We start from the raw sequence: 11,471 nt of genomic DNA, 5'->3' as shown, positions 1-11,471 counted from the left end.
GAAACAGGCCATGCCCGGCAGACCGTCCAGGCGTGCCTGAACGCGGCTGATCAACTCCGTCAGCGCCTGCACGTTGCGCAGGGGCGCGATGCTGCCGTAGGTCGGGGTGTCGTCCAACATTGCTCTCGCCTCTTCTTGGTGCGCCGCCGGCCCGCTGTTGCGCCTCGGGCCGGCGGCCGGTTCACCCGCTCTGACGGGCCTGGTTCGGGAAGACCGTGTCGAAGCCGAAGGCATCGACCAGGTGCTCGAAGCTCTCCCACTCGGCGGTGTCCTGGTATCCGCCGAGCCAGAAGCGCTCGTCGGGGGTGGCCTCGCCGCCCGCCTCGATCCGCTGCTGCAGGGCGCGGGCGCGCAGGTAGCGTTGCTTGGGGCTCTCGGGTTTCTGCTGGGGCTTGAGGCTGCGGACCTCCGCGACGAACGCGGCGTGCTTCGCCGCTTCGTCCGGGTCGGGCCGCGAGGGCTCCGCCGCCCGGCGGCGCCCGGCGGCCTCGGACGCCGCGTCCAGCGCGGGCGTGGTGTGCGCCTCGCCCCGCTGCGGGAATGCCACCAGCTCGGCCGAGGCGCGCCCGGCGCCGTCCATCTCGATCAGGGCGAGATCCCGCAGGACGCTCTTCTTCGTCCGAACGCGGGCGACGTCCGGCGATTCCTCGGCCTTCTGCACGCGTCGGGCGGCGGCGACGACCTCGGCCGGATCCCGGCCCGCCAGCTGCGGGCAGATCGCATCGCAGATGAACTCGTCGCCCGCCGGGCTGAACAGCATCACGCGGCCGAGGTCGGCCGGGTCCATGCGCACCAGGACGTCGGTCCCGGGCTGGGCGCCCATCGGCAGGTACTGCGCCCCGTCGATCCGCACGCCCTGCTTGGTCACCCGGCGCATGCCGCCGTTGCTGGCGACCGGCGCCAGCAGGATGTCCAGCGCCCTGGAGTCCGAGACCCGACGCACCGGCCCCGCGTAGGAGGCCGCCATCATGAAGGGGGTGCGGCCGCCCAGGCCCCGGTGGGGCGTGTGGGCGTAGCGGTTCTCCGCCCAGTCGTCGGCCCAGGCCTGGAACTGCGCCAGGTCCATCTGCACGTCGAACAGCTCGACGTCGCTGGCGCCCAGGCGGGCGGCGAAGGCCTTTCGGCTCTCGATCCGCTTCCGGTCGGCGACGTTGTGCCCGATGAAGCCGGGCACGCCGTGCAGCTCGTGCTGGAAGGTCTTGATCGCCCGTTCGACGATCCCCTTCGAGCGCGGCTCGTAGGGCTTCGACAGCTCGATTTTCGTGCCGATGTGGTTGAAGAAGGCCTGCGTCCACCGCGCCGTGAAGTCGGAGCCGTTGTCGGTGTGGATGCGCTCGGGCGCCCCCCACCTGTCGATGCTCTTGCGCATCAGCTCGCCGACGCCCTCCGCCCGCGGCGTGCGCGTGACATGCACGATGGCGCGCCGCGAGTAGACGTCGATCGCCACGTAGATCGAATGCCGCCCCCCGATCAGCATCACGTCCGCCGGCGAGGCGTCGATCTGCCAGACCTCGTTCAGCCGGTCCGCGCGCTGGGTGCCGGTCGCCACGAACTCGACCTTCGAGCGGTAGCCGTCCGGATCGGTCAGGCGCATCAGCACGTTGCGGTGGGTCTTCTTCCACTCGCCCACGGCGACCTGGAACATGCGCAGGCTGGGCAGCGGGACGCGCTTCAGCTCGCCCGTCGTCTCGTCCATCACCTCCAGCGAGGCGCCGTAGACGCGCTCGACCCGCTCGCGCAGCTGGCGGACGTTCATCAGGGGGTGCTTCGCCATCAGGGCGAGGACCAGGTTGCGGACCTCGCCGCCATCGGCGCGGTCGAGGATGCCCGAGCCCTTCGGACGTCCGCGAGCGCCCGCCCGCGTTCCCTCGGCGGCGGCCTTGCGCCAGCGCGCCAGCGTGCGGGTCGAGAGGCTCTGCGCCTGCTCGGATACCCAGCCAGGAACACCCACGGAACCGGCGTTGAACAGGGCGCAGAAGATCGAATCCGCGGCCGTCTGGGACATCAGCGTCTGCCAGCGGAATTTCTCCGCCAGGCCGACGATCACCCGGCGGGCGTCCATCGCGGGGTCCACCGGGCCGTCCAGAACCTCCAGCCGAAGGTCCGCCTCCTCGACCTTCAGGTGGTGGCTGTACCAGGCGAGCTGCGCGGCAGGCGGCAGGAGGTCGACGTGGTACTCCAGCCCACCGCCCCCCTCCCGGCCGCCGCGCAGGCGCGCCTGCGGGGTGTGCGCCCAGCCCTCGCGGTCGGCCAGCGCATTCACGTTGCGCTTGGTGGTCGGCATGCCGGGCATCAGCCCGGCCGCCGCCGCCTCCGCGATTTCCCGGGCCGAGAGCCAGAGCATCAGAACCAGCCCTCCGCCTGGGCCAGTTCCATGATCTCGGCCTTGTGGCTGCGCACGAAGAGCAACCGCTCGTTCCGATGCATGCGACCCCAGTTGGCGTTGAGCCGGCCCATCAGGTTCTTGCCGCCCGCCGGCTTCTCCTGCCCACGGACGAGGAAGACTGCGTCGGCGACGCTGGAGGCTTTCGGCTGGTCCGCGAACAGCACGGTGCAGACCTTCGCCTGCGTCTCGGCGTCCAGTTTTGCGAGCGCGAGCAACTCGCCCTGGTGATCCTCGAACCGGGTGCCGCGGACGCGGGCCTTCGTGTCGGGCGTCAGCTTCGTAGCGATCTCGATCGCGAGCTGCAGCGCGCGCTTCGAAAGTCCAACGGTTTCAGCGACATCAGAACAAAGCGCAAAAATTGCGTCTTGATCGGAGCCCTTCGCAACCTCCTCGCGCTTCGCCCGCACGTTGGCGCTGCGGCGGTCGCCGCCGTGGCGCGCGCTGGGGTTCAGGCGCTTCCAGACCGCGTCCAGCTCCGCCAGGAACTCGGCCCGCTCCAGCTTCGACAGCTCCTGCCGGTCGACGTTCTCCATGATCTCGGCGAAGCGCAGCTGCGCCTCGTCGAGGTCGCGCACGACCGTCGCCGGGATTTCGGTCCAGCCCAGCTCGCGCACCGCCGCCAGGCGGTAGGCGCCCACCACCAGGACGAACCGCTCGCCTGCCGGCGTCACCACGATCGGCTGCAGCAGGCCCTGCATCTCGATGTCGGCCGCAAGCAGCTCCACCGGCTCCGGCTTCACCGGACGCAGACGGTCGCCCAGGTCGATCAGGTCGACGGGAATGCGCAGCAGGTCGTTCACAGCAGGTCTCCGATGGCGAGAAGGACGAGGCCGAGCAGGATCAGGCAGGCCAGGCCGAGCGCATCGGCCAGCGGCTCGTCCTCAAGGCGGCGCAGGAACGCGCGGACGCGGGCCATCAGGCAGCCCTCCGGCACAAGGTCTGGCGCCGCGGCTTCCGCCACGTCGGGCCCGTGGTAGAGTGGCGGCGTCGAGAGGCGGGGGAACGCCCCTCGACGCCTGTCATCCCCTTCTGGGTGAAGCAAAAGGAGACGATTTCGATGAAGCGGAAGCCTGCTCCCGACTGGAGCGACTTCGACAGCCTGGACGGAGAGCTGTCCGACACCATGGCCCTGGCCGCCAATGCGCACTGGGCATCCTTCGCGGTCGCAGCCGCCTTGATCGACAAGGGGCTGATCGAGAAGGAAGCGCTGCTCAAGATCACAGAGGCGCTCATCGGCCTGGCCCGATCTTACGAAGAGCCTGACGCCGTAAACGTCGATATCGCTCTACTTTCGCTTGAGCAATTTCGAGGCTGCCTCGAAGTTTATGATCTGAAGCCAGGGGCAGTCCTGCCCGAGCTAGAACTCTGCGAAACAGCCGCTTTCCTTGAGCAGATGGTTCGACGAAGGAACCGGCCTCCAGAGCCCGAAGAAGATCAGGACTGAAGAACATCTCGTCGCGCAGCTGGGGGTGGCGGAAGATCGTCATTTCGCGGGGCCCTCCATCAGCTCGCGGACGGCCAGCTCCATGGCGCGCCACTGGATCTCGGCGATGCGCCGGCCGACCTCGGGGTCGCTGGCGGCGGCCTGGGCCGTCGCCGTCATCGCGTGGGCGACCGCCGAAGGATCTCGCTCGAAGGCCTCGGCCACCGCCGCGCAGGTCAGGTGCGCGCAGCGGCCCGCGGCCGCGAGGCCCAGACGCCGCCAGCGCGCCGGCTCGCCCCGGCCGTGGCCCAGGATCTCCGCCTCGGAGACGCCGGCGGCCTGCGCCGTCGCGGCCACGAAGTGCCGGGCGGTCACGTCCAGCGGGCGGCCCTGCCACCAGACGCTCGCGGCGGCGATGGGGCGGGCGGCCTCGCCGAGGGTGGGGCGGGGGGCGGTCATCGCGGAGCCTCCCGCCGGCCGGTCAGCACGTAGAGGACGTCGACGCCGATGCCGTCGAGGACCGCGAGGTAGGTGCAAGCTGGCGACCTGCCCTTCTCGTAGAGCTTCTGAGACGAGAGGCTGACGCCGCCATGCTCGGCCAGCTGGATCTGGGTCAGGCCGAGCCGCTTTCGCTCTTCGCGGAGCCGAATGCCCATCACGTCGCCTTCGGCGGCGGCCGCAGTGATGGGCTGAACGAACGGACCGAGCTCGGGGTGCTCACCCATGAAGCGGTCCATCGTGCGGGCAACCCAGTCGTCAAGCGAGCCAGGAGAGGGATCGGCGCGGCGCAGGAAGGCGAACATCAGGACGCCCTCCGCAGCTTCGCCGAGGGTCGGGGAACTTCTCGCGGCCACTCGACGCCATCAGGCCAGTTCTCGGAAGCCCACCGCACGGCATCTCGCACGGTGCTGAGGGTGCAGGTTTTTCCGGCGGCCAAGCGGCCGATGAACTTGCCATCGTTTACCGCATAGGTGCCCACCGTGGTGTCCTTCCACCCCTTCGCAGCGCCGACGTGCCGGAGGAGCCTGATGATCTGCTCGGGTTCCATAGGACATCTTGGGTTATTACCCAAGTCGTATTCGGGTTATTGCCCGATTGTCAAGCGAGGCGTTTTCGGGCAATAACCCGAAGGTGACAAGCGTCGGCGATCAGTTTGCAGAGATGGTCCGAGCCCGGCTGAAAGAGCTGGGGGAGAACCCTTATGCTCTGGAAAAGCAGCTAGGCTTACCCCGCGACGCCATCCGGAATGTGATCCGACAAGACAAGAAGCGCACTGAGCCTACTATCGGGCGTGCAAAGGTCATCTCTGATGCCCTTGGCCTTCGGTTTGACATGTCGAACGCCTCGCTTAACGAGCGCGATTTAGTTGCAATATCTGATAGCGAATTTGTGCGCGTACCACTTCACGACGTTGAGCTCGCAGCTGGTGCTGGCTTCATCAATCGCGGCGAAGCTGTCGGGACTGACCTCCGATTTCGGCGCGAATGGATGCAGAAGGTCGGGTTGGCAACTCGGGATGCCAGGCTCGTCCGCGTGCGCGGAGACAGCATGCAGCCGATGCTGTTCGACACCGACATCGTCTTGCTTGATACGTCCCGAGTTGACGTTCCGATTGGTCGGAAGCGCGCCTCCGGCGCTCACACTAGGTATCTCATCGCGCTGGAGCACCATGGGGAAGCCCGAGTGAAATGGGCGGAGCGTCCTACCGATGATACGTTGGTAATTTCTTCCGAAAATAGCGGCTCTTACAGTCCGGAAGTATACGTTCGCGCAGAACTTGACGGACTTCGCATCATCGGCCACGTCATATGGTGGTGCCATACGGTGCGCGAGTAGTCGGCTAGCTTGCCTCTTCCAGCAGCTTTGAGAGGATCAAGTACAGATCCATCCCGACCTTCTCGCACTTGTACACCTTCGACCCGTCGTCGTTCAGCTCGACAACCTCCGAGTCGGAGACGACATAGTGGACGCCTTTGCGCTCCACGACGACGCGATGGCCAATCCGAGATATCTCTTCATGAAGCGGCCAGAAGTCGAGCTTCAGTAGCCCGCTGCTGTCTTGGGTAAACACCAGGTACGCCGGCCAAAGTCCCTCGCAGCGACGGATCGTCTTCTCGCCAACGACGTCACTGAGCTCTCGCTTCGCCTCCGCGGTCGAGTCTCCTGGCTCCTGCGCCCAGGCGGGCGCGGCGACGACCAGGGCGCAGGCAGCGAGCAGGGCGGATCTCATGGCTTTCGTCCTCCAAATGGCGCCGCCAGTCTCTCACGGGCGTCGCCATTGCGGAAGGCGGTTTGCCGTCGCTTGCGTTCCCTGTATGTTCTATCCCGCCCCTTGCTTCGCCTGGATGAACGATGCCTGACGCCGCCCTCTCCCCCGTGGATCCCGTCCGCCCCGTCGCCCCATGGCTGGGCGGCAAGCGCAACCTGGCGAAGCGCATCGTGGCGCGCCTCGCCGAGATCCCCCATGACACCTATGCGGAGGCCTTCGTCGGAATGGGGGGCGTGTTCCTGCGCCGCTCCACCAGGCCTCGGGCCGAGGTGATCAACGACCGCGGCCGGGACGTCGCCAACCTGTTCCGCATCCTCCAGCGCCATTATCCCCAGTTCCTGGAGACGCTCCGCTTCCAGCTCACGACCCGCGCCGAGTTCGAGCGCCTGGTCGCGACCCGCGCCGACACGCTCACCGACCTGGAGCGCGCCGCCCGCTTCCTCTACCTCCAGCGCACCGCCTTCGGGGGCAAGGTCGAGGGCCGCACCTTCGGCGTCTCCCGCGGGCGCCCCGGGACGTTCAATCTCACGACCCTGGAGCCGATGCTGGAGGATCTCCACGTCCGCCTCGCCGGCGTGATCATCGAGTGCCTGGACTTCGGCGACTTCATCCGCCGCTATGATGCGCCCGCGACGCTCTTCTACCTCGACCCGCCCTACTGGGGCTCCGAGGACGACTATGGCCGCACGCTCTTCGGCCGGGACGACTTCGCCCGCCTCGCCGACCAGCTCGCCGGCCTCCAGGGCCGCTTCGTGATGTCCATCAACGACGTCCCCGAGATCCGCGAGCTGTTCGGGGCCTTCGAGCTGCAGGTCGTCGAGACCACCTACGGCATCAGCCGCCAGGCCGCCGCGAAGGCCGCGCCGAGGGCCGAGCTGCTGATCTCCGACTGCCCTTGAAAGCCCTGTTGAAGGGCTGTTCCACGACGCTAACTCGCAGGCCTCGGAGCATCCCACCTCGGATTGCTAGGGCAGCCTGCGGCGTCGGCAGAAGGCATTGAATCTACGGCGAAAACGTCAGGTGGGACGAAAGTCGCCAAACCCGCGATCCGCATCCCACCTTTCCGAGCGCCTCCACTGACTTCATTGGGTTTTTCGCCGCCGACCGCGACTGATGCCTAGCGCCCCGCCACCATTTCCTTGCGCGCCGCCTGAAGCTCACCCAGCCGCCGCCGCTCACGCTGCGCCCTCTAACGCTTTGGTGCTCAACGGTTCTCGGCTGTGCCGGCCTGTGCTCGCCTAATCTCGGAAATACGCCCCCACTGCCACCATTACCTGCGCCTTACAAGGGGGCGAGTCGCTCTGGTCGGCATCCGCGAGAGACGGCTCCGGAGAACAGGCGCTTTGCGGGGCGTGGCCGGCGTCGCGCCGGGGCGACGGGCGCGGGCGGCGGGTTGAATCGGGCGGAGCATGGGCCAAGTGGGGGCCATGATCCAATGGATATCCGAGCACTCCACGCTGGTGCAGATCGCGGTGCAGGTGGTCACCGCCGCGGTCTGGATCGTCTACCTGCACCTTCTGCTGGCGGGGTTCCGCCGGCAGCGGCGCTCCAACCTGCTGATCAGCCGGGCGGCGGGGGACGACGACCGCGCGCATCTGCTGGTCTCGAACCTCGGGGCGGAGCCGATCGACGTGGTCTCGGTCATCGCCGACCTGGAGTTCGAGAGGCCCGGGCGCGGCGTCGGCCACGGGCCGCGATGGGAGACCCGTTCGGCCGTGGCGAGCGACCGCAACAGCGACTCGCGCAGGGCCCGGGGCGACGGGCTGCAGGCGACCCGCAAGGGGCCGCTGGCGAGCGGCGAGTGCCGCGACCTCGGCAGCTTCCGCGACCTGATGGACAGCGCGATCGACGATCTCGGGCTCGAGGGCGAGGCGGGCGCGGGCGAGTTGCGCCGCGCCACCCTGACCGTCGCCGCCGAGAGCGGGCGCGACGCCCTGCTGGTGGCCGGTCGGCAGGTGTTCTCGGTCGTGCATCTCGAGGGGCGGCGGGCCTGGCTGCCCCGCCGGGCGCGCACCGAGCAGATCCGGGGCCGCCGCGCGCGCAGGGAGCTGGCGCGCCGGCTCGACGCCGAGCTGCGCGACGAGGCCCGGCGGGTCGAGCGCCGGGCCAGGGCCGGCGCCGAGAGCCTCGCCGGGCTGGTGGAGCCGCGCAGGGCCGCCTGAGGCCCGGGCCTTCGCCGGCGACGGCCCCGGCGCCGCCGCCCGACCGGTCCGGAGCGAGGCGCCGGCGGACGCGGGGCCGTCAGGCGTCCTCGATCACCGAGAGGTTGGACCAGGCGTCGGACATGAAATCCGGGCGCAGGACCCGCGGGACGCCGTGGAAATCGCAGCTCGCGATGGATTGGTCCACCACGTAGACCGCGTGGTAGGCGGCGAAGTCGAGGCCGCTCTGCGGGTAGAGCACGTCGGTGATGTAGCGCTCGGCCTCCGGCGAGGTCTCGACCTTGCGGGCCTTGCAGACGCGGCGGAAGATCTCGATGAAATCGGCCTGGCTGGGGCGCTCGATCATGATCTTGTAGTAGATCCGGCGCAGGCCGGCGGCGTCCATCAGCTGGGCGGGCGGGATGTTGGTCGAGAAGATCATCAGCGTGTCGAAGGGAATCTGAAAACTCATGCCGGATTGCAGGGAGAGGTAGTCGACCCCCTCCTCCATCGGCACGATCAGGCGGTTGATCAGCGCCTGCGGGGTCTGCCGCTGGCGGCCGAGGTCGTCCACGATCAGCACCCCGTTCACCGCCTTCATGTGCACCGGCGCCTGGTAGGTGCGCGAGGTCGCGTTGAAGCGCAGGTCGAGCATGTCGGTGGTCAGCTCCGCCCCCGTCACCACCGCCGGCCGCACGCAGTGGGCGTAGCGCAGGTCCGGGGCGCCCTGCTCGAGCAGGTCCTTCGGGGTCCAGGGATCCTCCTCGGGGATCATCCGGTGCAGGGCGGGGTCGAAGACCGAGATCAGCTCGCCGTCCACCAGGATCGCGTAGGGGACGTTGATCCCCCCCTCCATCGCGACTGAAAGGGCGTGGGCGTAGGAGCTCTTGCCGTTGCCCGGCGGGCCGTAGAGCAGGATCGAGCGGCCCGAGTTCACCGCCGGGCCCAGACGGTCCAGCACCCCCGCGGGCGTCACCAGCTTGGCGAAGGCGCGCTCCAGCTTGTCGCGGCCGATGCGGTGGTCCTTCACCGACTGGGCGGCGACCACGGCGCGGAACTGGGCCAGCGTCACCGGGCAGGGGCCGGCGTAGTCCATGCGCCCCGCCGCCTCCATCGCGCGCAGGCGGCCCATCTCGGTCAGCTCGTAGCGCATCTCGGCGCGCACGTCGGCGCGCAGGCTGCCCAGCGTCTGGATCAGCCGCTCCTCGCGCAGCATCTCGAACAGGTCGCTGAGGATGCCGGGCGAGATCCGCACGATGCCGCAGACCGCCGAGACCGTCTCGGCCCCGCGCCGGTACATGACCTTCACGATCAGCTCCAGCAGGAACTCGCGGGTCATGCCCGTCTCCTCCACCGTCTGGGGGGCGGGGGGGGCGCTGTCGGGGCCGTCCTCGGGCGCCGCTGCGGGATGGGACATGACGGGGTCTCCCTGCCCGCGGAACGGAACGCTTGGGGGCGCGGGCGCGGGGCCGAGTGAACGGAACTTGAGGCTTTCGCGCAAGGGCGCGCTCATGCCAAATGGCCGGGCCGCGGGGGCGCCGGCCCCGCCCGCCGCGGCGCGCGAGGGGCGCTCGCGTATCGGGCCGCGCCGCCGAGGGGCCCTTCCGCCGATGACCCAGACCTACGCCCGCCCGTTGTGGACGGCGCTGATCCTCCTCGGTCTCGCCGCGCTGGAATTCGGGCTGGCGACGGGCGCCGGGCGGGTGCTGGTGACCACCTTCGAGGTGGACACGCTGCACTACCTCGACGGGATCGAGCGCACCCGGATGGGGCAGGCGCCGCATATCGATTTCCGCACGCCGCTGGGCGCGCTGACCTTCGAGGCGATGGCGGTCTGGGACGCGCCGCCGGGCCGGGCGATCGCGCTGGCGAACGGGACCGTGGCGGCGATCGCGGCGCTTCTGGCGGCCTGGCTGGCGGCGACGCGGCTGAGCTTCGTCGCGGCCCTGGCGCTGGGCGCCTTCGCGACGCTGCTGGCCTCGTCGCTGATGGTCGACGACACCGGGCTCGGGTCCACGCTGGCGCTCAGCTACAACCGCTGGGGCTGGGCGGCGATGGTGGTGGTCGCGCCGATCATGGCGCTGGCCCCGCGGCGGCTGGGGGCGGCGGTCGACTGGGGCGACGCGCTGGCGCTGGGGCTGACCGGGGCGCTGGTCGCCTTCCTCAAGATCAGCTTCGTGGCGGCGCTGGGCCCGATGTGGCTGGGCTGGCTGCTGCTGGGCGGGCGGCCGCGGGCGGCGCTGCTGTCGCTGGTCGTGGCGCTGGCGGGGATGGCCGCGCTGGCGGCGGCGCTGGGCGGGGCCGGGGCGACCGCGGCCTATGCCGCCGACCTGTGGGACGTGGCGACCTCCGAGGTGCGCCCCCAGCCGGGCGCCTCGTTCTGGGGGATCGTCAGCTCGCCGGTCGCGGCGCCGCTGATGCTGTGCGCGCTGGTCGCGGCGCTGGCGCTGCTGCGCGGGGGCCTGCGGCGCGAGGCGCTGTCGGTGGCGCTCTACGTGCTGGGGGTGGCGCTGGCGGCCTGGCAGAACTGGGGCAACGACCTGACCGGCCTGCTGGCGCTGCCGTTCCTGCTGCTGGCGCTGGCGCCGCGGCTGCCGGAGGAGGCGAAGGTGCTGGGCCGCTCGGGCCGGCGGGCGCTGGAGACGATCGCCGTGGTGCTGCTGGTCTGGGCGGCGCCGATCGCGGTGAACGCGCAGCGCAGCCTGCTGCTGGCCTACATCGACCGGCCGGAGATGATCGCCCTTGCGCCCCAGGCGGCCTCCGACCTTGTCTGGCACGCGCCCGAGAGCGGGCCGCGGGTGATCTCTCCCCTGCACCCCGAGCGCGCGCAGGAGCCCGTCGCGATCGCGGGCGAGACGCTGCCCCCCTGCAGCCTGCACCGCCACTACGTGATGATGCTCTCCGAGGCGGCCGAGACGGTGCGCGAGGATCCGCGGATGGCGGGCCGGCGGATGCTGGCGATGGACCTGACCAACGCGCTGTGGCTGCTGGTGGATGGGGCGCCGCTGTCGGGGGTCTACATCTGGGTCTACGGCGAGAGCGGCGACGCCCTGCGCCAGGCCGAGGTCCTGGCCGTGCCGCTGTGCCCTTCCAACGCGAAGGCGCGCGACGGGATGATCGAGGAGACCGAGGCCCTGGGCCTCGAGCTGCGCGTGATCCGGCGCACGCCGGGCTGGCTGTTCCTGGAGAACCTCTCGGCGACCGCCGGCTGAGCCCGGCCCCGGAAACGGCGACGCCGCCCCGGAGGGCGGC

The 11,471-nt window shown here is 69.9% G+C and carries 11 protein-coding genes; 5 read left to right on the top strand and 6 right to left on the bottom strand.

What is annotated here, in order from left to right; translation table 11 throughout:
- Positions 1 to 181 precede the first annotated feature (181 nt).
- Positions 182 to 2,344: a DDE-type integrase/transposase/recombinase gene (locus BM064_RS25565; protein WP_092866116.1), complete on the bottom strand. Its 2,163-nt coding sequence runs from the start codon at positions 2,342 to 2,344 to the stop codon at positions 182 to 184.
- Complete coding sequence (locus tag BM064_RS25560; protein ID WP_177236401.1) at positions 2,344 to 3,186, bottom strand: ParB/RepB/Spo0J family partition protein; 843 nt, start codon at positions 3,184 to 3,186, stop codon at positions 2,344 to 2,346. Before BM064_RS25560 ends, BM064_RS25565 begins: the two co-directional genes overlap by 1 nt.
- A 257-nt stretch (positions 3,187 to 3,443) precedes the next feature.
- Here BM064_RS25560 and BM064_RS25555 point away from each other — a divergent pair, with 257 nt between their 5' ends.
- Positions 3,444 to 3,830 (top strand): hypothetical protein, encoded by a 387-nt coding sequence (locus tag BM064_RS25555; RefSeq protein ID WP_092866110.1) that lies wholly within the window; start codon positions 3,444 to 3,446, stop codon positions 3,828 to 3,830.
- A gap of 39 nt (positions 3,831 to 3,869) precedes the next feature.
- Here the strand turns inward: BM064_RS25555 and BM064_RS25550 are convergent, their stop codons facing one another.
- Both BM064_RS25550 and BM064_RS27860 read right to left on the bottom strand, forming a co-directional pair.
- Positions 3,870 to 4,268 carry a hypothetical protein gene (locus BM064_RS25550; RefSeq protein ID WP_092866107.1) on the bottom strand — a complete coding sequence of 133 codons (399 nt, stop codon included), beginning with the start codon at positions 4,266 to 4,268 and terminating at the stop codon, positions 3,870 to 3,872.
- A complete protein-coding gene (locus tag BM064_RS27860; RefSeq protein WP_092866104.1) occupies positions 4,265 to 4,612 on the bottom strand; it encodes a helix-turn-helix domain-containing protein in 348 nt (115 codons plus the stop codon). Before BM064_RS27860 ends, BM064_RS25550 begins: the two co-directional genes overlap by 4 nt.
- Before the next feature lie 253 nt (positions 4,613 to 4,865).
- Here BM064_RS27860 and BM064_RS27205 point away from each other — a divergent pair, with 253 nt between their 5' ends.
- Positions 4,866 to 5,645: a S24 family peptidase gene (locus BM064_RS27205; protein ID WP_143103465.1), complete on the top strand. Its 780-nt coding sequence runs from the start codon at positions 4,866 to 4,868 to the stop codon at positions 5,643 to 5,645.
- 4 nt (positions 5,646 to 5,649) lie between these two features.
- Here the strand turns inward: BM064_RS27205 and BM064_RS25540 are convergent, their stop codons facing one another.
- A complete protein-coding gene (locus BM064_RS25540) occupies positions 5,650 to 6,039 on the bottom strand; it encodes a hypothetical protein (RefSeq protein ID WP_092866101.1) in 390 nt (129 codons plus the stop codon).
- Positions 6,040 to 6,161: 122 nt separating this feature from the next.
- Between BM064_RS25540 and BM064_RS25535 the strand changes: the two genes are divergently transcribed.
- Positions 6,162 to 6,977 (top strand): DNA adenine methylase, encoded by an 816-nt coding sequence (locus BM064_RS25535; RefSeq protein WP_092866098.1) that lies wholly within the window; start codon positions 6,162 to 6,164, stop codon positions 6,975 to 6,977.
- A gap of 528 nt (positions 6,978 to 7,505) precedes the next feature.
- Entirely contained in the window at positions 7,506 to 8,240 is a 735-nt protein-coding gene (locus BM064_RS25530; protein ID WP_092866095.1) for a hypothetical protein, read from the top strand.
- Positions 8,241 to 8,319: 79 nt separating this feature from the next.
- Here BM064_RS25530 and BM064_RS25525 read toward each other — a convergent pair whose 3' ends face one another.
- Positions 8,320 to 9,636 carry a hypothetical protein gene (locus BM064_RS25525; protein WP_092866092.1) on the bottom strand — a complete coding sequence of 439 codons (1,317 nt, stop codon included), beginning with the start codon at positions 9,634 to 9,636 and terminating at the stop codon, positions 8,320 to 8,322.
- A 193-nt stretch (positions 9,637 to 9,829) separates the two neighbouring features.
- On the opposite strand from BM064_RS25525, the gene BM064_RS25520 reads away from it, so the two are divergent.
- A complete protein-coding gene (locus BM064_RS25520) occupies positions 9,830 to 11,431 on the top strand; it encodes a hypothetical protein (RefSeq protein ID WP_092866089.1) in 1,602 nt (533 codons plus the stop codon).
- The last annotated feature ends 40 nt before the right edge of the window (positions 11,432 to 11,471 follow it).

This window comes from Albimonas pacifica, from assembly GCF_900113695.1.
Lineage (GTDB): Bacteria > Pseudomonadota > Alphaproteobacteria > Rhodobacterales > Rhodobacteraceae > Albimonas > Albimonas pacifica.
This window is presented reverse-complemented; position numbering and strand designations above follow the sequence as displayed.

Bases quoted from the DNA above. Each gene is read 5' to 3' on its own strand.
- BM064_RS25565 (WP_092866116.1), bottom strand. From the start codon at position 2,344: ATGCTCTGGCTCTCGGCCCGGGAAATCGCGGAGGCGGCGGCGGCCGGG.
- BM064_RS25555 (WP_092866110.1), top strand. From the start codon at position 3,444: ATGAAGCGGAAGCCTGCTCCCGACTGGAGCGACTTCGACAGCCTGGAC.
- BM064_RS25550 (WP_092866107.1), bottom strand. From the start codon at position 4,268: ATGACCGCCCCCCGCCCCACCCTCGGCGAGGCCGCCCGCCCCATCGCC.
- BM064_RS27860 (WP_092866104.1), bottom strand. From the start codon at position 4,612: ATGTTCGCCTTCCTGCGCCGCGCCGATCCCTCTCCTGGCTCGCTTGAC.
- BM064_RS25540 (WP_092866101.1), bottom strand. From the start codon at position 6,039: ATGAGATCCGCCCTGCTCGCTGCCTGCGCCCTGGTCGTCGCCGCGCCC.
- BM064_RS25535 (WP_092866098.1), top strand. From the start codon at position 6,162: ATGCCTGACGCCGCCCTCTCCCCCGTGGATCCCGTCCGCCCCGTCGCC.
- BM064_RS25530 (WP_092866095.1), top strand. From the start codon at position 7,506: ATGATCCAATGGATATCCGAGCACTCCACGCTGGTGCAGATCGCGGTG.
- BM064_RS25525 (WP_092866092.1), bottom strand. From the start codon at position 9,636: ATGTCCCATCCCGCAGCGGCGCCCGAGGACGGCCCCGACAGCGCCCCC.
- BM064_RS25520 (WP_092866089.1), top strand. From the start codon at position 9,830: ATGACCCAGACCTACGCCCGCCCGTTGTGGACGGCGCTGATCCTCCTC.